This window comes from Mycobacterium aquaticum (assembly GCF_002086485.1).
Taxonomy (GTDB): domain Bacteria; phylum Actinomycetota; class Actinomycetes; order Mycobacteriales; family Mycobacteriaceae; genus Mycobacterium; species Mycobacterium aquaticum.
In genome coordinates, this window is sequence record NZ_MVHF01000031.1 from 1 (window position 1) to 22,095 (window position 22,095).

General features: G+C 67.0%; 18 protein-coding genes and 2 pseudogenes. 9 read left to right on the top strand and 11 right to left on the bottom strand.

All coding sequences use genetic code 11. From position 1 onward, the window contains the following. From BST13_RS39820 to BST13_RS25240, 4 genes and pseudogenes are all read right to left on the bottom strand, one after another. Window positions 1–165 (bottom strand): annotated as a pseudogene (locus BST13_RS39820) (sugar phosphate isomerase/epimerase); the annotation flags it as partial. Further along, the gene (locus tag BST13_RS25230) at window positions 162–1,145 is read right to left on the bottom strand and encodes a substrate-binding domain-containing protein (protein WP_083166764.1); all 984 of its coding nucleotides are present in this window, start codon (window positions 1,143–1,145) and stop codon (window positions 162–164) included. The pseudogene BST13_RS39820 and the gene BST13_RS25230, both read right to left, overlap by 4 nt. Window positions 1,146–1,149: 4 nt before the next feature. Beyond that, a complete protein-coding gene (locus BST13_RS25235) occupies window positions 1,150–2,148 on the bottom strand; it encodes a sugar phosphate isomerase/epimerase family protein (protein WP_083166765.1) in 999 nt (332 codons plus the stop codon). Between the two features lie 19 nt (window positions 2,149–2,167). Continuing rightward, window positions 2,168–3,343: a Gfo/Idh/MocA family protein gene (locus BST13_RS25240; protein ID WP_083166767.1), complete on the bottom strand. Its 1,176-nt coding sequence runs from the start codon at window positions 3,341–3,343 to the stop codon at window positions 2,168–2,170. 113 nt (window positions 3,344–3,456) lie between these two features. Here BST13_RS25240 and BST13_RS25245 point away from each other — a divergent pair, with 113 nt between their 5' ends. Then, window positions 3,457–4,452 (top strand): LacI family DNA-binding transcriptional regulator, encoded by a 996-nt coding sequence (locus BST13_RS25245; RefSeq protein WP_083166768.1) that lies wholly within the window; start codon window positions 3,457–3,459, stop codon window positions 4,450–4,452. Window positions 4,453–4,459: 7 nt separating this feature from the next. Here BST13_RS25245 and BST13_RS25250 read toward each other — a convergent pair whose 3' ends face one another. Then, the gene (locus tag BST13_RS25250) at window positions 4,460–5,473 is read right to left on the bottom strand and encodes a L,D-transpeptidase (RefSeq protein WP_083166770.1); all 1,014 of its coding nucleotides are present in this window, start codon (window positions 5,471–5,473) and stop codon (window positions 4,460–4,462) included. Between the two features lie 142 nt (window positions 5,474–5,615). Then, entirely contained in the window at window positions 5,616–6,842 is a 1,227-nt protein-coding gene (locus tag BST13_RS25255) for an MFS transporter (RefSeq protein WP_083166771.1), read from the bottom strand. A gap of 64 nt (window positions 6,843–6,906) precedes the next feature. Here BST13_RS25255 and BST13_RS25260 point away from each other — a divergent pair, with 64 nt between their 5' ends. Both BST13_RS25260 and BST13_RS25265 read left to right on the top strand, forming a co-directional pair. Continuing rightward, window positions 6,907–7,296, top strand: a complete 390-nt coding sequence (locus tag BST13_RS25260; protein WP_083166773.1) for a PPOX class F420-dependent oxidoreductase — start codon at window positions 6,907–6,909, stop codon at window positions 7,294–7,296. 95 nt (window positions 7,297–7,391) lie between these two features. Then, window positions 7,392–7,691, top strand: a complete 300-nt coding sequence (locus BST13_RS25265) for a thiamine-binding protein (RefSeq protein ID WP_083166774.1) — start codon at window positions 7,392–7,394, stop codon at window positions 7,689–7,691. On the opposite strand, the gene ricR is transcribed toward BST13_RS25265, so the two are convergent. After that, window positions 7,688–8,017 (bottom strand): copper-sensing transcriptional repressor RicR, encoded by a 330-nt coding sequence (gene ricR / locus BST13_RS25270; protein WP_083166776.1) that lies wholly within the window; start codon window positions 8,015–8,017, stop codon window positions 7,688–7,690. The genes BST13_RS25265 and ricR overlap by 4 nt on opposite strands. A gap of 77 nt (window positions 8,018–8,094) precedes the next feature. Here ricR and ilvD point away from each other — a divergent pair, with 77 nt between their 5' ends. Then, window positions 8,095–9,831: a dihydroxy-acid dehydratase gene (gene ilvD / locus BST13_RS25275; protein ID WP_083166777.1), complete on the top strand. Its 1,737-nt coding sequence runs from the start codon at window positions 8,095–8,097 to the stop codon at window positions 9,829–9,831. A gap of 199 nt (window positions 9,832–10,030) precedes the next feature. Continuing rightward, window positions 10,031–11,200 carry an ankyrin repeat domain-containing protein gene (locus BST13_RS25280; protein WP_083166778.1) on the top strand — a complete coding sequence of 390 codons (1,170 nt, stop codon included), beginning with the start codon at window positions 10,031–10,033 and terminating at the stop codon, window positions 11,198–11,200. Here the strand turns inward: BST13_RS25280 and BST13_RS25285 are convergent. From BST13_RS25285 to BST13_RS25295, 3 genes are all read right to left on the bottom strand, one after another. Next, window positions 11,180–11,620: an SPW repeat protein gene (locus tag BST13_RS25285; RefSeq protein WP_083166779.1), complete on the bottom strand. Its 441-nt coding sequence runs from the start codon at window positions 11,618–11,620 to the stop codon at window positions 11,180–11,182. The two genes, BST13_RS25280 and BST13_RS25285, sit on opposite strands and share 21 nt — an antisense overlap. Window positions 11,621–11,743: 123 nt before the next feature. Next, window positions 11,744–14,344, bottom strand: coding sequence for a LuxR C-terminal-related transcriptional regulator (locus tag BST13_RS25290; protein WP_245839793.1), 2,601 nt, complete (start codon window positions 14,342–14,344; stop codon window positions 11,744–11,746). A 63-nt stretch (window positions 14,345–14,407) separates the two neighbouring features. After that, the gene (locus BST13_RS25295) at window positions 14,408–15,106 is read right to left on the bottom strand and encodes a TetR/AcrR family transcriptional regulator (RefSeq protein WP_095533705.1); all 699 of its coding nucleotides are present in this window, start codon (window positions 15,104–15,106) and stop codon (window positions 14,408–14,410) included. Window positions 15,107–15,206: 100 nt separating this feature from the next. Here BST13_RS25295 and BST13_RS25300 point away from each other — a divergent pair, with 100 nt between their 5' ends. Then, window positions 15,207–16,247 (top strand): oxygenase MpaB family protein, encoded by a 1,041-nt coding sequence (locus BST13_RS25300; protein WP_245839794.1) that lies wholly within the window; start codon window positions 15,207–15,209, stop codon window positions 16,245–16,247. A 3-nt stretch (window positions 16,248–16,250) separates the two neighbouring features. Beyond that, window positions 16,251–17,938, top strand: a pseudogene (locus BST13_RS25305) (aldehyde dehydrogenase family protein). Here the strand turns inward: BST13_RS25305 and BST13_RS25310 are convergent. Then, a complete protein-coding gene (locus tag BST13_RS25310; protein ID WP_083166782.1) occupies window positions 17,885–18,538 on the bottom strand; it encodes a TetR/AcrR family transcriptional regulator in 654 nt (217 codons plus the stop codon). The pseudogene BST13_RS25305 and the gene BST13_RS25310 overlap by 54 nt on opposite strands. Window positions 18,539–18,691: 153 nt before the next feature. Here BST13_RS25310 and BST13_RS25315 point away from each other — a divergent pair, with 153 nt between their 5' ends. Together BST13_RS25315 and BST13_RS25320 are read left to right on the top strand one after the other, a co-directional pair. After that, on the top strand, window positions 18,692–19,120 hold the full coding sequence (locus tag BST13_RS25315; RefSeq protein WP_029374272.1) for an MmpS family transport accessory protein: 429 nt from the start codon (window positions 18,692–18,694) through the stop codon (window positions 19,118–19,120). Then, window positions 19,117–22,026: an MMPL/RND family transporter gene (locus BST13_RS25320; protein WP_083166784.1), complete on the top strand. Its 2,910-nt coding sequence runs from the start codon at window positions 19,117–19,119 to the stop codon at window positions 22,024–22,026. Before BST13_RS25315 ends, BST13_RS25320 begins: the two co-directional genes overlap by 4 nt. The last annotated feature ends 69 nt before the right edge of the window (window positions 22,027–22,095 follow it).

Below are 22,095 nucleotides of genomic sequence, written 5' to 3' on the forward strand. Positions count from 1 at the left end.
CGTGGCGACCAGATCATCGTCGGCGCGCGGATGGTTGAAGAACGGGATGAAATCCCGGTGCGGCGTCAACTGCAGATGCTCATACCCCAACTCCGCCACCAGCTTCGGGAACTCCAGCAACTCGTGCGAGTGGTGAAACGGCGTGGGATCCAATGCAATCTTCATCGGGTTCCTCGCTTTGCGTAGTCGGCGATGGCATCGACGTTGGACCGGTCGATGAATGCCGGGCCGGTCAGCGTGGGCTGACCGCCACCGATCACGTTGCCGTTGTTGAGGTAGAGCCACAGTGCGTCGACAGCCAGATATCCCTGTAGGAACGGTTGTTGGTCGATTGCCCATTGCACCTTGCCGCCCTTGATGGCGTCGACCAAGGCGGCGTTGGTGTCGAACGTCGCGACTTTCGCACCACTGCCCGCGGTGGCGACTGCCTCCGTGGCCGTGATCGCGATCGGTGCGCCGAGCGCGACGACGTAGTCGATCGACGGATCCTGCTGCAGTTTGGCGGTGATCGTCGACTGTACCGACGGCATGTCGGTGCCGTTGACGTTGAGGGTCTGCATCCGCCCGCCGTAGCCTTCGGCCACTCCGGCGCAACGAGATTCGAGCGCGATGTTGCCCTGGTCCTGGATGACGCACACTACTTTTTTCGCGCCGTCGGCTGCGAGTCGCTTTCCTGCAGCGATTCCGGAGATCTTCTCGTCCTGGCCGAAGTACGCCTTGGCGCCCGCGGCTTTCCACGCGTCGATACCTGCGTTCAAGGCGACGACCGGGATTCCAGCGGCGACTGCTCGCTGCACCGCGCCCGTGAGTGCCTCCGGTCGCGCGAGCGTCACCGCGATCGCGTCGACCTTGCTGTCGACCGCGTTCTGCACCAGGTTCGCCTGGTCGGGGCCTTGGAGTTCGGACGAGTACTTCAGTTCGATGTTGTCCTTGGCGGCCGCGGTCTCGGCACCCTTACGCACCAGATCCCAGAACGTATCGCCGGGAGGGCCGTGGGTGACCATCGCGACGGTGAACCGCGGTGTGTCGGCCTGCCCCGCGGTCATACCACCCCCGGAGGTCTGCGGCTTGCCACCGGTAGATGAGCACGCACTCAAGCCGATCACGATGGCGGCCAACGCGGTTGCGATCCGTAACGCGCTCATGGCGTCACCCGACCACTGCGGAATTGGCGGCTCTGAGGGTTTCCGCGGCGACCTGCAGGCCTTCGAGCGGTCCGAACGCGACGTCTTCGTGTTCGATGTTGACCCACATGTTCGGGTCGACGCGTTCCAGCGCCTGCAGGAAGCGGGTCCAGAAGTCGGTGTCGTGGCCACGGCCGACGGCCACGAAGTCCCAGGCCGAGTCCTCGGGCCACTTGTTCACCACGTGCCTGCCGCCGAGCCCGGTTGGGTTCTGGTCCAACGGAATTCGGGTGAACCGCTCGTCGAGTACCCCGTAGATCTTGCAGTTGTCGTTGATGCGGGTGTCCTTCGCGGCAGCGTGGAACACCAACGGTCCGAGCCAATCGATCGCGGCGATCGGGTCGATGCCCTGCCAGAACAGGTGTGAAGGATCCATTTCCGCGCCGACGTTGGTCGCGCCGGTGCGTTCGACGAGGCGCTTGAGCGTGGGTGGATTGAACACCAGGTTCTGCGGATGCATCTCGATGGCGACCTTGACGCCGTTCTCGCGGGCCAATGCGTCGATCTCAGTCCAGAACGGCACCGCCACCTCATTCCACTGATAGTCGAGTGAGTCGAGATAGCCGGAGTCCCAGGTATTCACATGCCAGGCCGGCCACTGCCCACCGGGATGAGCCTGCGGCAGGCCGGACATGGTGACCACGCGGTCCACCCCGAGCAGACCCGCGACTCGGATGGCGTTGCGCAGGTCTTCGGCGTCCTCGGGCCCGACTTCGGGGTCCGGGTGCAGCGGGTTGCCGTTGCAGTTCAGGCCGGCGATCGACACGCCCGTGCCCTCGAATTCGGACAGGTACTGCTGCGGCGTCACCGCGCCGGACAACAGGTCACCCACCGGCAGATGCGGGGTCGGCAGGAACCCGCCCGCGTTGATCTCGGCTCCGGTCAGCCCGAGTGAGGCGATGGTCTGCAGCGCTTCGCGCAGCGGCAGGGCATGCAGGATGGCGGTGTAGACACCTAGCTTCATGTGAGGAATTCCTTTCAGGTCAAACGACTTTGACGGTGGCCCCGCCCGAAAGGGCGGATTCTGTGACGGCGGCGACGACGCGTAACCCGTGCAGTCCTGCGTCGAAGCCGGGCAGCGGTCCCAGCTCACCGGTCCCTGCGATCTGGTTCAGGAACGCCCGGTTCTGGTAGGCGAAGAGATCGGCGACACCGTGTCCGACGCCGCCGGCATCCATGGGCAGCCCACCACGGACATACGGGTGCTCGGGTCCGATGATGACGCGTCGTGTTCCGGCCAGTTCCACGCGACTCTCGGCGGTCGAGATCTCGAATTCGCCGGGGCGGTGCAGATTCCACGACGCCGAGCCGGCGGAGCCGAACAGTTCGAACCCCAACCCGTCGGGCAGGGCGTGGGCCACCCGCGATGCCGAGAACGTTCCGACCGCGCCGTTGGCGAAGGTCGCCGTGAACGTGGCGACGTCTTCGTTCTCAACCGGTGCAACCTGGTCGCTCACCGCGGCTTTGGTGTGTCCGTAGGTGACGCCGATGGGCACCGGACGTTCGGTGATGACCGTGGCAAACGCCGCGCCGCCGACCTCGGCGATGGGGCCGCACACGAATTCGCTCATGTCGATCAGGTGGCTGCCCACGTCGGCGAGAGCGCCCGTTCCTGGCCCGCCCCGGTACCGCCAGGTGATCGGCGACCTCGGATCGAGTGCGTAGTCGCACCAGTAGTGACCATTGAAATGCACCAACTCGCCAAGGGTTCCCGCAGCGAGCTCACGGCGGATCTGCTCGACGGCGGGTGAGCGGCGGTACGTGTAACCCACGGCGGTCACGCAATCGGACTGCTCGGCGGCGGCCACCATGGCTTCGGCGTCGGCGAGGCTGCCCGCGAGCGGTTTCTCGCACAGCACATGCTTGCCAGCCGCGAGCAGGCCTTCGACGATCTCGCGGTGCAGGTGGTTGGCCACCACCACGCTCACGGCATCGATGTCGGGCGCTTCGGCGATCGCACGCCAGTCGTAGCAGGCCCGCTCGTACCCGTAGCGCCGGGCGGTGTCGTCGGCCACCGCGGCGCTGGTATCGGCGATCGCGACCAACCGCACAGCTGGCCCGGTTTCGAACAACGTTGTGGCGGTGCGGTATCCGGCCGCATGTGCGCGCCCGGCCATACCTCCGCCGATGACGGCGACGCCGATTGACTGAGAGGTCACTGCTACGTCACACCCCTTCGGAAACTAATGTCTTAAACCGATCTATTTGACCGGTCTAGTTCCGATACTATGGGCTCCGTCACAGCGCCTTGTCAAGACCGGGAGGGAGTCGGATGCCCGCCAACCGAGAGCGGCCGACCATGCAGGACATCGCCGACAGGGTCGGCGTGTCCAAGGCGCTGGTGTCGCTGGTATTCCGTAATGCCCAGGGCCCCAGCGCCGAGACCCGCCGGCGCGTGCTGGCCGCGGCCGACGAACTGGGCTACCGAGTCAACCGGGCCGCCGCCCTGATGACGGCACGGCGCACCCACCTCATCGGGGTGGTGGCCAACATCCGCAGCCCGTTTCACGCCGAGCTTGTCGAGGACATCGTGGCCGAGGCCGACGCCAACGGCTACGAGGTGGTACTGGGCGCCGTCACCTCAACGCATCCTGAACTCGCCGTTCTCGAGACGCTGCTGAGCTTCCGGTGCGAGGCGCTGATCCTGCTCGGGCCTGAGCTCACCGAGAGAACGCTGGCCGAGCTGGCGGGGCGAGTGCCCGTCGTGGTCGTCGGCCGCCGCACGCCGTGCCGCGAGGTCGACGTGGTGCGCACGGCCGACGGCCGCGGTACCAGCAGAGTGGTCGATCACCTGGTCGAGTTGGGCCACCGGCGCATCAGCCATCTCAGCGGCGGCAACGGAACCATCCCCACCGACCGCAAGGCCGGCTACATCCGGGCGATGAAGCGCCACGGCCTGGCGGACCAGATCGACGTCATCGAGGGCGACTTCACCGAGAGCTCGGGCATCGCGGCCGCACACACCCTGCTCGACCGCACCGTGCGGCCCACGGCCGTGGTAGCGGCCAACGATCAGAGCGCCATCGGCCTGCTAGACCAGTTGATGCGGGCCGGCGTGGCCGTACCCGGCGACATCGCGGTCGCGGGATACGACGACAGCGTCCTGGCCCAACTGGCCCACATCGACATGACGACCGTCAGCCAGGAACCCCGGCAGCAGGCAGAAAGCGCCGTCAAGGCAATCGTCGGCAGGCTCGACAACGGCCGCACCGAACGGCTCGACGTCGTGCTCGAACCACGGCTGGTGGTGCGGCGTACGACCGGCTGACCCGGACCTAGAAGATCTGCCAGTCGGAGGCGCCGTCGGGCTGGTTGTACAGCCCCGTGGAGTTCTTGATGACGACCGGGTCACCGCTGCCGAAGTTGTCGTAGAACCACTGCGCGTTCTCGGGGCTCAGGTTGATGCAGCCGTGGCTCACGTTGCGCTTGCCCTGATCGGCCACCGACCACGGGGCGCTGTGGACGAACGCGCCGCTGTTGTCGATACGGACCGCGTCCTGCACCGTCAGCTTGTAGCCCTCGGGCGAGGTGTTCGGCACGCCGTAGGTGGCCGAATCCATGACGATGCTGGGGAACTTCTCCAGCACGTAGTACGTGCCGTTCTTGGTCTCGTGCTTGCCGTCGGGCTTGCCCATCGACACGGGGAAGGTCTTTTCCAGCTTCCCGTTGCGCATCACCTGCATCTGGTGAGCCTTGTCGTCGACGGTGGCCACCAGGTAGTCGCCCACGCGGAAGCTGGACTTGGTGCCGCCCGCGTCGATGTTCACCACGGTGTTGGCCGGCCAGAAGTCCTGCGGCCGCCAACGCACCTGGGTGTCGTTGACCCAGTAGAACCGGCCGGGAACCGGCGGGTTCGACGAGATGTGGATGGCGTCCTCGGCGAGCTTCTTGTCGGCGATGGGCCGTTGGAACTGGATGTAGATCGGCTTGGCAACACCCACCATCGACCCGTTGACCGGGTTGAAGGACGGCGGAAGGAACACCGGCTCGCCCGTGTACGGGGTCGGGTTCTGGCCTGCCGGGGTACCCGAGGGGATCACCGCGGGGGCGCCGTAGTTGGTGACCGACGGCGGAACGGCGGCCGGTTGCGCAGCCGGGGCCAGCGGATCGGCCGCGGCGGCCGGATCGGGCGCGGGCAGCACGCCTGGAGGTGGCGGCGGGAAAGCGGGGTCCACGGGTGCGGGTGGCGCATCGGGATCCGCCAGCGCGGACGGGCTCAACACGAGTCCGCCGACCAATCCCGCGGCCATGAAAACGGTGATCAGTCTGCGTTTTGCCGATTTCGGCATAGATAACCTCCAGACAGCAGAACTTTCTCCAGTGTCGCACAGCGCGGAGACCAGCTACTGCCGCGAGAGGCCATCACACCCCGACCCCGGCCGTATCCACGGCGCTGAACTGCACTGTTAGTCGGCGCGAACGTGTCAGGCGTTACTTCTCGGTGGTTGCGCAGGAAACCTCGAATACGTCGCGGCTGGCCAGTACTCCGACCATCGCGACGATGATCAGTGCCGCCGAGCTGGCGATCATGACGGCCAGGCCGACGTTGTCGTAGAGCACGCCACCCACCAGGGAACCGGCCATGATGCCCACCTGGAAGGCGGCCACGTAACGGCCGGACGCGCCATCGGGGTCCTCGGGTGACGTGCGCATCGCCGAGGCCTGCAGCATGGGCGGCAAAGCCGTCGACGCCGCACCCCACAACACCATGGCGGCCACCCCGACCAGCACCGTCGCCAAACCTCCGGCACGGCCGAACGCCAGCGTCGTCAACGCCACCAGGGCGGCGGCCAACGCGGCCAGACACGCCACCACCGAAGCTTTGGGCCAATGGTCCAGCGGCCGTGCCATGGCGGCCATCGCGATCAGACCGGCGACTCCGTAACCGGCCAGCAGCCACGCCAGCTGCGGCCCGTGCACGCCCACCACGTCCCGGATGATCACCACGATGAACGTGTAGGCGATGAAATGCCCGGTGACGCCGATCAGGGTCAGCCCGGACAGCGTCATCAACCGGCCGTTGCGGCGATGCACCTGGCGGACAGGCACGTCGTCACGGGCCACCGGCATCGGCGGGAGGATCGCCCAGGCCGCCAGCGCCACCGCCGCTGCGGCACCTGCCACCACCGCCACGGCCATCCGCCAGCCCCACAGCTCGCTCATCGCGGCGGTCAGCGGGTTACCCGCCACCAGGGCCAGGCCGGTACCGACGTAGACCGCGGCGGTCGCCCGGCCGGCGTGGCTGGGCGGTACCAGCCGCGCTCCGATCGGCGCGATCACCGACCACATCAGACCGTGGGTGAGCGCGCACAGCACCCGCCCGCCGGCCAGGACCGCGAAATTCGGAGCGACGGCCGAAACGGCTTGCGAGACGGTCAGACACACCAGCGTCGCGAGCAGGGTGCGACGCCGCGGCCAGGACGCGGTCAGCCGCACCAGGGCGACCGTGGTGACCGCGGCGACCAGCGCGTAGCAGGCCATCAGACTGCCCACCAGACCCGCACTGACCCGCAGGTCCGCGGCGATCACCGGCAGTGCACCGACCGGCAGGATCTCGGCGGTGACGTAGATGAAGGCCGCTGCGGCCAGCACCGTGAGCGATGCGGCGACGCGCACCGTCCACGGGCCTGCGGATGTCGACGACAGCTCGACGGTCATGGTGGGATGCCACGGTAACGGCTTGGCGTTGCAGTTTCGGACAACCGAACCGAAGGGATGCGTAATGGTTGCTGTACCGGATGGGTTTGAAGACCTGCTGGATCGGCCGTTGTTCGGCCATCTGGCCACCATCCGGCCGGACGGCACGCCTCAGGTGAACCCCATGTGGTTCGACTGGGACGGCTCACGGCTGCGTTTCACCCACACCACCAAGCGGCAGAAATATCGCAACGTGACGGCGCATCCCGAGGTCGCGATGTCGATCCACGATCCCGACAATCCGTACCGCTATCTGGAGGTACGGGGCGTGGTCGAGGAGATCGTGCCGGATCCGACAGCCGAGTTCTTCCTCAAGCTCAACGACCGCTACAGCGGATCACTGACCGAGGTGCCGCCGGATGCCGCCGACCGCGTGGTCCTCGTGGTGCGTCCGACGCTCTACAGCAAGCACTGAGCTTCCCCGACGCCGACTTCGACGTAAACGTCGCTCGCCGAGCCCGGTGACAACACTTTCGCCGGACTCGCGGGCGGCCGCGCAGAATTGACGACATGATTGTCGCCTTCAGTGTCAGCCCGATGGGCGGTGACGAGTCCGGTGGTGTCGGCGCCGCCGTGGCCGAAGCCGTCCGGGTGGTCCGCGAATCAGGCTTGCCGAATGAGACCAACGCGATGTTCACCAACATCGAGGGTGAGTGGGACGAGGTCATGCCGGTGGTCAAACGGGCTGTCGAAGCCGTAGCCGCGGTGTCGTCGCGCGTCAGCCTGGTCCTCAAGGCCGACATCCGCCCCGGCTACACCGGCCAGCTCACCGCGAAAGTGGAGCGCATCGAGCGCGAGCTGGGCAGTTAGGACCGCACCAGCCGCGCGATCGCGGCCGAGGCCTCGGCGAGCTTCGCGTCCGCCTGGTCGCCACCCTCGGCCACGGCCTGCGTGACGCAGTGGCCGAGGTGCTCGTCGAGCAGCCCCAGCGCAACCGACTGCAGCGCACTGTTGACGGCGCTGATCTGGGTGAGGACGTCGATGCAGTACTTGTCCTCTTCGATCATCTTCGCGATGCCGCGGACCTGCCCTTCGATCCGGCGCAGCCGTTTGGCGTAGTTCTCCTTCTGGGGCGAGTAACCATGCGCTTTCGGCGGCGAGCCGCCGCTTGTCCCCGCGCCCTCAGCCACATCCATCAGACCAGCATACCGGTACCCCTCCGGGGTATGAATACAGGTTTGGCCGGGAGAAACGGCACGGGCATACTGCATGCATGCCCTCAGACTCCACCCCTGATTCTGGTCTTCGCGCAAGCGGCTCATCACCAGACATCAAGCCGCGCAGCCGCGACGTCACCGACGGCCTGGAGAAGGCCGCAGCCCGCGGAATGCTCCGCGCGGTAGGCATGGGCGACGACGACTGGGTCAAGCCGCAGATCGGCGTCGGGTCGTCGTGGAACGAGATCACCCCGTGCAACATGTCGCTGCAGCGGCTGGCGCAGCAGGTCAAGGCCGGGGTTCACGAAGCAGGTGGCTACCCGCTGGAGTTCGGCACCATCTCGGTGTCCGACGGCATCTCGATGGGCCACGAGGGCATGCATTTCTCGCTGGTGTCCCGCGAGGTGATCGCCGACAGCGTCGAGACGGTGATGCAGGCCGAGCGCCTGGACGGTTCCGTGCTGCTGGCCGGCTGCGACAAGTCGATCCCCGGCATGCTGATGGCCGCCGCACGGCTGAACCTGGCCAGCGTCTTCTTCTACAACGGCTCGATCATGCCGGGCGTCGCCAAGCTGACCGACGGCACCGAGAAGGAAGTCACCATCATCGACGCCTTCGAGGCGGTCGGCGCCTGCGCCCGCGGGCTGATGTCCCGCGAGGACGTCGACATCATCGAGCGCGCCATCTGTCCGGGTGAAGGCGCCTGCGGCGGTATGTACACCGCCAACACCATGGCCTCGGCGGCCGAAGCGCTCGGAATGTCGTTGCCGGGCAGCGCATCTCCGGTCGCGATCGACAAGCGTCGCGACGAGTTCGCCCGCAGGTCCGGAGAAGCGGTGGTCGGGCTGCTGCGCCGCGGCATCACCGCCCGCGACATCCTGACCAAGGAAGCCTTCGAGAACGCCATCGCCGTGGTCATGGCCTTCGGCGGCTCCACCAACGCGGTGCTGCACCTGCTGGCCATCGCCAGGGAAGCCGAGGTCGAGCTGACGCTGGCCGACTTCACCCGCATCGGCGCCAAGGTGCCGCACCTGGCCGACGTCAAGCCGTTCGGCCGCCACGTCATGAAGGACGTCGACGAGATCGGCGGCGTCCCAGTGGTGATGCGCGCACTGCTGGATGCCGGTCTGCTGCACGGGGATTGCCTGACCGTCACCGGCAAGACCATGGCCGAGAACCTCGCCCACATCGCGCCGCCCGACCCCGACGGCAAGGTGCTGCGCGCGATGAACAACCCCATCCATCCCACCGGCGGCATCACGATCCTGCACGGGTCGCTGGCCCCCGAGGGCGCCGTGGTCAAGTCCGCGGGGTTCGACTCCGACGTGTTCGAAGGCACCGCACGGGTTTTCGAGCGTGAGCGGGCGGCGCTGGACGCTCTGGAGGACGGCACCATCACGCACGGCGACGTCGTGGTGATCCGCTACGAGGGCCCCAAGGGCGGCCCGGGCATGCGCGAGATGCTCGCCATCACCGGCGCGATCAAGGGCGCCGGACTGGGCAAGGACGTGCTGCTGATGACCGACGGTCGGTTCTCCGGCGGGACGACGGGTCTGTGCGTCGGGCACATCGCGCCGGAGGCCGTCGACGGTGGGCCCATCGCGTTCGTGCGCGACGGCGACCGCATCCGGTTGGACGTCGCCAACGGCACGCTGGACATCCTCGTCGACGAAGCCGAACTCGCCGGGCGCAAGGACGGCTGGCAGCCACTGCCCCCGCGCTACAAGACCGGCGTCCTGGCCAAGTACACCAAGCTGGTGCAGTCCGCCGCGGTCGGCGCCGTCTGCACGTAACCCGTTGCACCGCGAGCGTGCGGGTCTGCCGGCCGACACACGTTCCACGCACGCTCGCGGGCCGGTAGAGTGACATCGGGCGCGCAGGAACGCCCGATGTCCGCTCGAAGAGGCTCAGCCTCCCTGCTGGTCGACTTACCTTGTGACCGACCTCTTCTCGGCCCGAATCGCGGACACGGGCGCATGAGAGGAGGCCGACATGGCCAGCCGACTGCCCACCAATCCGTCATTGGACAAGCTCCGCGATGAAGCGCGCCGCCTGCAGCGTGCGAATCACCTCCCGCTACACCAAGCCCAGTTCATGGTCGCTCGCCAGTACGGCTTCACCGGCTGGCCCGCCCTGGTGCACTATCTGCGTGAGGCCGCCGCACTCAGCGTCGACCCGGCCGCCGTCGGCGAGGATGCCCACGACCCGGCCGACCGGTTCTGCAATTGGGCGTCGTTGCGCTACAACGAATCCGACGCCCCGCCCCGGTGGCAGTCCGCGGCCGATCTGCTGACGGCCGACCCGACGATCGTCGAGCTCAGCGTCTGGGCCGCCGCCTCGGCCGCCGATCCCAACGCGCTTGCCGGCCATCTCACGAAGCGCCCCACGCTCGCCAACGCCCCCGGTGGACCGTTCGGCTGGGCACCGCTGATGTACCTGTGCTATTCACGAGTTCCGTTGGGCCGCACCGCAGAGGATGTCACCACGGCCGCGACGCTGCTGCTCGATGCAGGCGCCGATCCCAATGCCGGTTACCTGTGGTGTGGGCTGTCGACGCCGTTCACGCTGTTGACCGGGGCGTTCGGCGAAGGCGAGCAAGGGCCACGCCGTCAGCCCCGTCACCCGCAGGCCGCCACGTTGGCCGCCCTGCTGTTGGACCGCGGAGCGCATCCGGCCGACCAGCAGACGCTCTACAACCGGATGTTCCGCCCCGACGACTCACACCTGGAGCTGCTGTTCGCCCGTGGCCTTGCCGATGCCCCACCGAGCCCGTGGGAGCGCCGGCTCGGTGAAGCCATGGAGACCCGAGAACAGATGTGGCAGCGCCAGATCCACTGGGCTGCCGAGCACGGCTTCACGCGGCGACTCGAGCTGCTGGCGCGCAACGGCATCGACACATCCGGGGTCGACGTGATCATCCCGAGTTTTCCCGACGACCCCAACGCGCGCGACGACGAAGACGCCACGCCACTGCACCAGGCCGCGTGGGAAGGCGACCTGGTGTTGATCCAGAGGCTGCTGGACGCGGGTGCGAACCCGTTACTCACTGATGGGCGGTTCGGCTCCACGCCGCTGCAATGGGCCGAACACGCCTATCAGACCGAGGCGGCGGATCTGCTCCGCGCCCATACGCCCGACGGCTCAGGTGTGCCTGGTGTCTGAATTACGCACGCGCATACCGAGATACGTCGCGTAGAGGCCGAGCAGGAACACCAGTGCGCCACTGAGTACGTGCGACCAGATCATGCCCGCGGTGGGTCCGCTGACGTAGATCCAGGGCGAAATGACCAGCCACGCGCCGATGAGCGGCAGTGTCCAGGTCATGCCGTGGCTGCGGTCGAGCGCACACCCGAAGCACAGCGCCAGGAATCCGACGGTGCCGCCGACGAGTAGGTCGTTGGCCGACAACCGCGTGAACCCTTGGTAGCCGATGATCCAGGGCGACAAGGCGACGTAGAGGCCTGCCATCAGCGTCAGGCCGAAGGTCGCCTGCGCGGCCATCGACTCGGCGACACGGTCATACCGGGCCCGCAGCGCCAGGATGTCGGGGTGTTGATCGATTGACGAATGGACCGTTGTCATTTCCTACCCCTTCCGTTACGCGGCAAGGGGTTCGGCCTTGCCGCACCCATCCATCACTGCCCAGATTACGCGTGTTTGCGATGGTCGGAGCGGGGGCGATCGACGCGGATCTGACCCCGTCAGCTAACCCCGGAAGCCACCCCGCACGATCGCGGCGAGTTCCTCGCGCGAGCTTGCCCCCACGCGTTGGCAGGCGCGATACAGGTGGCCTTCGACGCTGCGCACCGACATCACGAGCCGCTTGGCGATCTCGCGGTTGGACAAGCCGGCCACGACGAATTCGACGATCTCGCGCTGCCTTTGGGTCAGCGGCTGGCCTGCCGGGTGCCGCAGTGCCGGTGTGCAAATGCCTCCGCAGTCGGTGGCGAGTTGGCGCGCCACCGCCGCGGCGTACAGCCCGCGCTTGCCCTGTCCGGAACCGCTGAACGCGACGGCCGCCTGCGCCGCGGCGTCGGCTGCGGTCACCCGGTCCCCGATGGCCTGGTACCTGCCCGACGCGTCGAGCAAGCCTGCACCGTCATTCGCAGCCAGCGCTGCGGTGTGCCGCGCGACCGCGTCCGCCAAGGGAAGTCGCAGCTCGGCAGCCAGTTCCGCGGCCCGGGCGGCGCCCGAGGTGTCACCCCACTGGGCCGCCGCCTGCAGGCAGGCGAGTTCGTGGGTGGGTTGGCGGTGTTCGCGGGCCTCTGTGGCCGCGGCCCGGACGGCGGCGATGGCTTCGGTCAGTGATCCACCTGCCGCCATGGCCCATCCGGTTGCCAGTGAGAGGTTGGTCTGCATGTATACGTAGTCGTCCGGCACCCATTGCCGGGCCTGCGCCAGCGCTTGGGCTGCCTCCTCGGCCTGCCCGAGTTTGCCATGTGCCTCGGCCAGGCCGAAGCAGCTCGCCGGGCGCAAACCTGTTGAGCCCCCGTGGGTTTCGACGCCTGCCAGCGCCTCGTGCAGCAGCCCGACCGCTTCGGGTATCGCACCGCGGACCAACTCGACGTGGCCGAGCAGGAACGCCAGGTTGGCCTGGGCCAGGCCAGGCAGGTCGCGCGCGGAATCTGCCAATTGCTTTGCGTTACGCACGCATTCGTCGATCCGTCCGGTCAACCGACACGCCCGGGCGTACACGCCGCCATACCAGAACCGGGTCTGCGACGACTCGAACGAGTTGATCGCCCGCTCGATCGCGTCGGTGGCGACCTCGTTGAGGTCGTCGACTTCACCCAGCGCACCCAGGGCCATCGTCAGCGCCACCGCCGCGATCATGGCGTGGTAGTCGGGCAACAGGCCCGATGCGATTGCGGCCCGGGCATTGTCACGCGCTGCTTCACAGCGCCCGAGGACGGCGTCGACGCCGGCTTGGATCGCCAGACGCGCCGCCCGGTCAGCCTCCGACTCCGGGCCTGCTGCCAGCTGTTCGAGGATGCCCGCGGCGTCGCGGGGGCGACCCAGCATCCAGGTCAGGTTGGCGGCCCGCAGCGTCGCCCAGTGATGCGCGTCCGGCCGTCCCTCTGAGCTGATCTGAGCCAGCACGGTTTCCGTCTGTTCACCGCGGCCGAGCAGCAGCAGCGACATCGCCCGCATCGGCGCGGCCTCGTAGGCGCCGCACTCGTCGGCCGCGGCGGCGAAACGGTCCGCCGAGTGCGGATCCAGCAGCGTCATCGCCGCTCGGGCGGCATCAAGGTACAGCTGCGGGTCGGGTTTGAGATCCGAGCCGAGCATCAGCAGCGCACGCCGGACCGTGGCGCTCAGATCGTCGTCGGGGCGCGACGACAGCCGCTCGACGAGCCGGCCCCGCAACCCGGAGAGATGCATCTCGCCGGCGGTGGCGCGGCGCAGCTCACCGTAGAGCGGATGCGCCAGCCGCACCTGCAGCCGTGACCCGTCGCGTTCGACCGTGACCACGCGCAGGCTCTCGGCGGCCTCCAGATCCTGGCGGCTGACCAGGTCGCACAGCACGTCCACATCGAGCGGTTCGCATTGCGACAGCAGGTCGACCACCATGGCCGCGCCTGCGGGCAACCGATCGAGGTTGCTGCCGACCATGTCGGTGATGCTCTGTGAGACGGCCACCTCGCCGTGCCACATCCACACTCCGGCAACCTGCCGCAGGCGTGCGCCGTCGATCTGGTCTTTCAGTACCTGCTGCAGATACAGCGCGTTGCCGCCGGTGAGCTTCCAGAACCGGCGCGCGCTGCGGCTGTCGACCGGGCCGCCGAGCGTCTGCTCGATGAATGCGCGTGTCGCGTCGGCCGAAAGCGGCTCCAGGTCGAGCCTGGCGAGCAGGCCGTCCTTCCACAACGCGGTGACGGCGTCGGGAGCGGCGCCGCCGGTCCGCGCGGTGACCACCAAACGCACTCCCCTGGCCTGGGCCAGTTGGTGCAGGACATGCGCGGACAGCTCGTCGAGCAGGTGCGCGTCGTCGACCCCGATCATGCTACGCCGCTGGTGTTGTTGCGCGACAAAGGAATCGATCAACCTGCGGACGCTGGGCAGCGGATCGCACATGTCCTGGCTGATGGCCCCGGTGAACGCGCCGAGCGGCAGCGACCTGGCGGATTCGGTGCCGACGAACCAGCTGGTGCGGTCACCGGTGGTGGCAGCCTGGCTGAGTACCTGACGGGCCAGTGCGGTCTTGCCCACGCCGGCGGGGCCGACGATCATCACGCCGCAGTGCTTGCTGCCGTGCAACACCCGACGAATGGTGCCGAGCTCGTCGTTGCGTCCCGTCAGCGTCATGCCACCCCTCGAAAACCGGGTTCCCCGAGGTCAGGATAGGGCGCGAAACGCCAACAGGGACCGTTATTGACCCACCATCCGATAACGCTCGGTGTCGGCTGCGATAACGTCCGGCGTCGCCAGCGGTTCGTCGCGGTCCAGATGGACGCCCCCGGCCCGCAGTGTGTCGTCGACCAGCAACCAGATCCACCGCACCAGATCAGCGATCAGGTCCTCCGCCGATGTCGGCCCCGGGTGGTCGAGCCAGCGACCCGCGGAGGATTCGACGAGCCCGACGATCGCGAACGCCAGCGGCTGCGGGTCGGTTTCCACTCCGAAGGCGCTGAGATACACGGCGAACAACTGGCACAGCTGGGTTCCGATGGTGAGCTTGATGTCGGCGATCGCGTCGGGCGCGTCCTCGCCGAGCGAACATCTCGCCAGATAGCGGTAGAGATTGCGGTGATCGACGAGGAACCGCACGTGGGCGCCGACGCTGGCCTCGATGATCTGGGCCATCGATCCGTTCGGCGTCCACAGCGGCGCCAGCTCGGCGTTGAGCATCTCGCTGGCCCGCTGCGCGACGGCGCGCTGCAGGTCGGCCGCATCGGTGAAATGCCGGTAGAGCTTGGTGCGCGTGACGCCGACATGTGCGGCGATCTGTTCGGTCGAGGTCTGCGGCCCGTGTTCGGCGATCGCCGACAACGCCGCGTCGACGAACTCGGCCCGGCGGCGTTCGCGCTGCCCGGCCCACCTGGCTGTCCGGCCGCTGACTGACTCCACGGAACACACCCTAGCCAATTAAGTGGTACATGACGTACCATAGCGTACCTGGTACACCTTGTACCACCTAGTTTCGAAGGGAACGACGCAGATGAATGCGGTGTCCACAGCACTCGCACCCGCCGAGGACTACGGCTTCTTCGGCCCCGAATCAGTCACCTGGAAGGTGTGGAGCTACCCCACCTCGATGCTGCTGGGGTTCTCCCGCGCGGTGACCATCGAGCACCTGGACCCGTTCCTGGCCGCCGCCGTCGACGCCACCGGGCAGGTCTACGCCCGCACCCGGCTGCGATACGACCGGACCATGCAGTACTTCGCGCTGGTGGCCTTCGGCGACGCCAAGTCGGTGCTCGACGCGTCGGAGATCCTGGTGAAGATCCACTCCAAGGCCGTCGGCACCGAGCCCATCACCAAGCGACCATTCGACGCCAACGATCCGCACTCGCAGCTGTGGATCCACCTGACCGCCTGGCACTCGATCCTCTACACCTACGAGATGTTCGGCCCGGGCAAGCTGACCGAGGCCGAGGAGCGCCAGTACTGGGAGGAGTGCGCGCGGGCCGCCGAATTCCAGACCATCAATCCCGACGACGTGCCGCGCACCCGCGAGGGCGTCCGCGAATACTTCGAGAGCAACCGGGCGGATCTGGTGGGCTCCGAAGTGGCCCAGCGGATGATGGACTACCTGGTCGACCTCGGGTACCACATCCTGCCGGAGAAGATGCCGCACGTGTTGCGCAAGGCGTTCAACATCCCCATGCGCGCCGCCATCGTCTCCACCATGCCGCAGTGGATGCGGCTGCTCGGCGGTATCCCGCAGAACCGGTTCGCCGACGTCGCGGCCCGCCTCGTGGTCCGCCCGTTCCTGAAGCTGATCGCGAGCAACCCGCGTCTGGAACTGAGGGCACTGAACCTGACGACGCCGCACACCACGCCCATCGTCGGCCCCATGCTGCTGGGCATCCCGGCCAAGAACACGGTCACCTACACGCCGGCGGAAGCCCGGGCCAAGTGGGGTAAGGCGACGCCGTTCGAGCAGTACAGTCAAATCGTGGCCAAGCGGGCGACCGGCGAGGGGCCCATACCCTATTCGCACAACCATCACGATGCACTGCTGGAATTCGACAAGACCGCGAGCTGACCTATGACCGCAAACATCGACCGCGCCCTCGAAGAACTCGTCGAGGGCGAGAAGAACTGGGCGGCACTGCCGTTGGCCGCCCGCAAGCGCCTGCTCGACGAGATGCGCACGCTGACCGTCGAACACGCCGCCGAGTGGGTGCATGCCGCCATCGGCATCAAGGGCCTCGACGCGTCCTCACCCCTGGTTGGCGAGGAGTGGATGTCCGGTCCGTACGCCCTCGCCTTCGGCCTGGCCGCGCTCTCGGACAGCCTGGCCAAGCTCGAAGCCGGGCGCAGCCCGCTCGACGACGCCGAGTTCGGCACTGCCCCGGGTGGGCGCATCACCGTGAAAGCGTTGCCGCTCACCACCTTCGACGAGTTGCTGCTGTCCGGGTTCAGCGCCGACGTGTGGCTTCAGCCCGGGATCGGGCGGGACGAGGCGGTGCGCGCCGCGGGACTCGCCCAGCGGGACCCGAGCCACACCCACGGCGTGGGTGCGGTGCTCGGCGCGGGCAACATCTTCTCGATCGCGCCGCTGGACACCATCTACGAACTGTTCGCCAACAACCGCGTGGTGGCGCTCAAGCTCAACCCGATCACCGATCCGCTGCTCCCGGTGTTGTCCAAGGTGCTGGCCCCGTTCATCGCCGTCGGCGCGGTGCGAATCCTCACCGGGGGCGCCGAGGAGGGCACATACCTGGTGCGGCACAAGCTCGTTGACCACGTGCACATGACGGGCAGCGCGCTGACCTACGACGCGATCGTGTTCGGCACCGGCACCGAGGGCGCGGCCCGTAAGGCCGCCGACGAGCCCGCTTGGACAAGGAGATGACGGCCGAGCTGGGCGGGGTGTCGCCGACGATCGTGCTGCCGGGCCAGTGGACCAAGGCCGACATCGAATTCCAGGCCAACCACGTCGCCACCCAGCGACTGCACAACAACGGCTACAACTGCATCGCCGCGCAGGTGGTCGTGCTGTCCAAGCACTGGCCGCAACGCAACGAGTTCATCGCGGCGCTGCGCAAGGCCCTCAACGACGCACCGCAGCGTCCCGCGTACTACCCGGGCTCCGATGCGCGGGTGGCCGGCGCCGACGCGTCCTACCCGGACGCTCAGCACCTCGGCGCGGGCGGTGCGCGCGTGCTCGTCGTCGATCCGCAGGATCGTCAGGCACTGCTGCGCACCGAGTACTTCAGCCCGGTGCTCGGCATCATCGAACTCGGCTCTGCTGGTGAACAATTCGCCGAGGAAGCGGTCCGGGTCGCCAACGACGAGTTCGTCGGCACGCTCGGCGTCAACATCATCGCGCACCCCGAAACCATCGCCGCCCTCGGCGCGAAATTCGAGGAGCTGATCGCGCAGCTGCGCTACGGCACCATCGCCGTCAACGCCTGGACCGGTGTCGGCTACCTGACTCCCACCGCAACCTGGGGCGCGTACCCGGGACACCTGCGCAACGACATCCAGAGCGGAGTCGGCGTGGTGCACAACGCTTTTCTGATCGACCGGCCCGAACGCACGGTCGTGCGGGGACCGTTCCGCCCGGCCCCGCGTTCGGTGCTGCACCGGGAGTGGTCACTGTCGCCGAAGCCGCCGTGGTTCGTCAACAACCGCACCGCGGCCACCACGGGCCGGCTGCTGGTCGACTTCGCCGGCTCACCCGGATGGGGCAAGCTGCCTGCGATCTTTGCCTCCGCGCTGCGTGGCTAGATCGTCATTTGCTCCTCGCGTGCGCGCATCGTCATTTGCTCCTCGCGTGCGCAGTAACCGCTGACAGCAGTCCAGCAGCACCTCGTGCAGGTCGGCGTCGTCGACGTCGCTGAGCTTGGGATCGGTTGCGCTGCCGTACATTCCGGATGCCAGCATGGAGATGACGATCCTGGTGGTGACATCGGGATCGGTGCCGAGCAGCAGCACGGTGAGCCGCTCGATGGTGTCGCTGAGGTCGGCCCGGCTGTTGACCAGTGTGTCGATGGCCGGGTCGCCGTGGAACACCGCGGTCATCCGGCGATGACGAACCGTGAAATCGACCATCCCGGTGACCGCGACCTCTTGCCGGGCCTCCGGTGTTGACATGCCTTCGGCGATCCTGACCAGCCGGGCCATGTCGTCGAACGCGGGCTGGATGACGGCCAGGACGATTTCTTCCTTGGAGTGGAACTGGTAGTAGACGGCGGCCTTGCTGACCCCGAGTCGGTCGGCGATCATCTGCAGGGACGTGCCGTTGACCCCGTGCTCTGCAAATAGAGCCAGTGCCGCTTCCAGCACTCGGTCACGCGCGAACCCGCGCGGCGCTACAGACTTCGCCACACTCGTCCCTTCGTCGCGAGGAGCGTACCCAAGGGCATCTCAGCTCACACCTCGGATTGCCCAATCGACTTGATTGAACTTAGCCGACTGTATAGGTTTCACTTGTCGTACGGCAAGGACAGCTGCCTGCATCCGAAAGGCTGACGAGCGAACATGAAGCTCTTGAGACGGTTCTGGATCCCCGTGCTCATCCTCGTGGTGGTGGTCATCGGCGCATTCACCGTGATGCGGGTCCGTACTTTCTTCGGAGCCGGTGACGGTTCGGGCGTCGCCAGCGCCAAGGTCGACGACACCAAACCTTTCGACCCCAAAGTCGTCGTCTACGAAATCACCGGCGAGCCCGGCGCGACCGCCGACGTCAACTACCTCGACCTCAACGCCCAGCCCCAGCGCGTCGACGGAGTGTCCCTGCCGTGGACGTTGCGGCTGGAGAGCACCGCGCCGTCGGTGTTTCCCAACATCGTGGCGCAGGGCGACGGCAGCACCATCAGCTGCCGCATCACCGTCGATGACGAACTCAAAGACCAGCGCACGTCCACCGGCGTCAACGCCCAGACCTTCTGCTTGGTGAAATCTGCATGAGCACCCCCACGCACGACGCGCCCACCGACGCCTTCCCGGCAAGCCCGCCGCCCAAGCACGCCGCCGACCACAGTGGCATCGCCAAGTGGATCCGGCGGCTGGCGCTGCCCATCATCCTCGGCTGGATCGCCGTCATCGCAGTCCTCAACGTGATCGTTCCCCAGCTCGAAGAGGTGGGGAAGATGCGCTCGGTCTCGATGAGCCCCGACGACGCGCCGTCGATGATCGCGATGAAGCGCGTCGGCCAGGTCTTCGAAGAGTTCAAGTCCAACAGCTCGGTCATGATCGTGCTGGAAAGCGACCACGCACTCGACCAGGCCGCGCACGACTATTACGACCAGATCGTCGCCAAGCTCCGCGCCGACACCAAGCACATCGAGCACGTCCAGGACTTCTGGGGCGACCCGCTGACGGCGTCGGGCGCGCAGAGCTCCGACGGCAAGGCCTCCTACGTGCAGGTCTACACGGCCGGTAACCAGGGCGAGGCGCTGGCCAACGAATCCGTCGAAGCCGCAGAGAACATCGTCAAGAGTGTGCCGGCTCCGCCAGGTGTGCACGCCTATGTGACGGGCCCGGCCGCGATGTCGGCCGACCAGGAGATCGCCGGTAACCGCAGCCTCGAGATGATCACGGCCCTGACCTTCGTGGTCATCATCGTCATGCTGCTGACGGTGTACCGGTCGATCATCACCGTGATCCTGACGATCCTGATGGTCGTCATGTCGCTGTCGGCCGCGCGCGGCCTGATCGCGTTCCTGGGTTACTACAACATCATCGGGCTCTCGACGTTCGCGACGAACCTGTTGGTGATGCTCGCGATCGCCGCCTCGACGGACTACGCGATCTTCCTGATCGGCCGATATCAAGAGGCCCGCAGCGTGGGTGAGGACCGGGAATCGGCCTACTACACGATGTTCCACGGCACCGCGCACGTGGTGCTGGGGTCCGGTCTGACCATCGCAGGCGCCACGTTCTGTCTGCATTTCACGCGGCTGCCCTATTTCCAATCGCTGGGTATCCCGTTGGCCATCGGTATGGTCATGGTGGTCGTCGTCGCGCTCACGATGGGCCCGGCGATCATCACGGTCGCCACGAAGTTCGGCAAGACCCTGGAACCCAAGCGCGCCATGCGCACTCGCGGTTGGCGCAAGATCGGCGCCGCGGTGGTGCGCTGGCCCGTGCCGATCCTCGTCGCCACCATCGGGCTCGCACTCATCGGATTGCTGACCTTGCCTGGCTACCGGACCAACTACAACGACCGCAAGTACCTGCCGACGGACCTGCCCGCCAACACCGGTTACGCCGTCGCCGACCGGCACTTCTCCCAGGCCCGGATGAACCCCGAGCTGCTGCTCATCGAGAGCGACCACGATCTGCGCAACTCCGCAGACTTCCTGGTCATCGAACGGATCGCCAAGCGGGTGGTCGGAGTGCCGGGAATCTCCCGGGTGCAGGCCATCACCCGCCCGCAGGGCACGCCCATCGAGCACACCTCGATCCCGTTCAACATCAGCATGCAGGGCACCACCCAGACCATGAATCAGAAGTACATGCAGGACCGCATGAAGGACATGGGTGTCCAGGCCGAGCAGATGCAGACGATGATCGACACGATGACTCGGATGATCGCGCTGATGACCGAGATGTCGAAGACCATGAACAGCATGGTCGGCAAGATGCACGGCATGGTCGCCGACATCGAGGAATTGCGGGACCACATCGCCGATTTCGACGATTTCTTCCGGCCCATCCGCAACTACCTGTACTGGGAACCGCACTGCTACGACATCCCGATGTGTCAGGCCATGCGGTCGGTGTTCGACGCGCTCGACGGCATCGACACGATGACCGACGACTTCAAGAACATCGTCCCCGACATGGATCACCTCAACGCGATGCTGCCGCAGATGCTCGCGTTGATGCCGCCCATGATCGCGACCATGACGTCGATGAAGGCCATGATGCAGACCATGCAGGCCACCCAGGGTGGTTTGCAGGATCAGATGGCCGCCATGCAGGACAACTCCACCGCGATGGGTCAGGCGTTCGACAAGGCCAAGAACGACGACTCGTTCTATCTGCCACCGGAAGCGTTCGACAATCCCGACTTCAAGCGCGGTATGAAGATGTTCCTGTCGCCTGACGGGCATGCGGTGCGGTTCATCATCAGCCACGACGGCGACCCGATGAGCCCCGAAGGCATCAAGCATGTCGAACCGATCAAGCTGGCCGCCAAGGAAGCCATCAAGGGCACGCCGCTGGAGGGTTCCAAGATCTACCTCGGCGGCACGGCAGCCATGTTCAAGGACATGCAGGAGGGCGCCAACTACGACCTGCTGATCGCCGGTATCGCCTCGCTGTGCCTGATCTTCATCATCATGTTGATCCTGACGCGAAGCGTGGTGGCCTCGGCCGTCATCGTCGGCACGGTGGTGCTGTCGCTGGGCGCGTCCTTCGGTCTCTCGGTGCTCATCTGGCAGCACCTCGTCGGGCTGGAGCTGCACTGGATGGTGCTGGCCATGTCGGTGATCATCCTGTTGGCCGTCGGCGCCGACTACAACCTGCTGCTGGTCTCCCGGTTCAAAGAAGAGATCCACGCCGGGCTCAACACCGGCATCATCCGCGCCATGGGCGGCACCGGCTCGGTGGTCACCTCGGCAGGCCTGGTGTTCGCCTTCACCATGATGTCCATGGCCGTCAGCGAACTCGCCGTCATCGGCCAGGTCGGCACCACCATCGGCCTGGGTCTGCTCTTCGACACCCTCGTCATCCGCTCACTGATGACGCCGTCGATCGCGGCCCTGCTCGGAAAGTGGTTCTGGTGGCCACAATTGGTGCGTCAGCGCCCGGTCCCCGAGCCATGGCCCAAGCCGGCGGAGAAGCAGACCGCCGACGCCCCGGCCTGAGCACCGCGAGCTCACTCACCCGGCACCGCTCACCCAGCACGGCGAGCGTGCGCGTCTGCTGCCCGACAC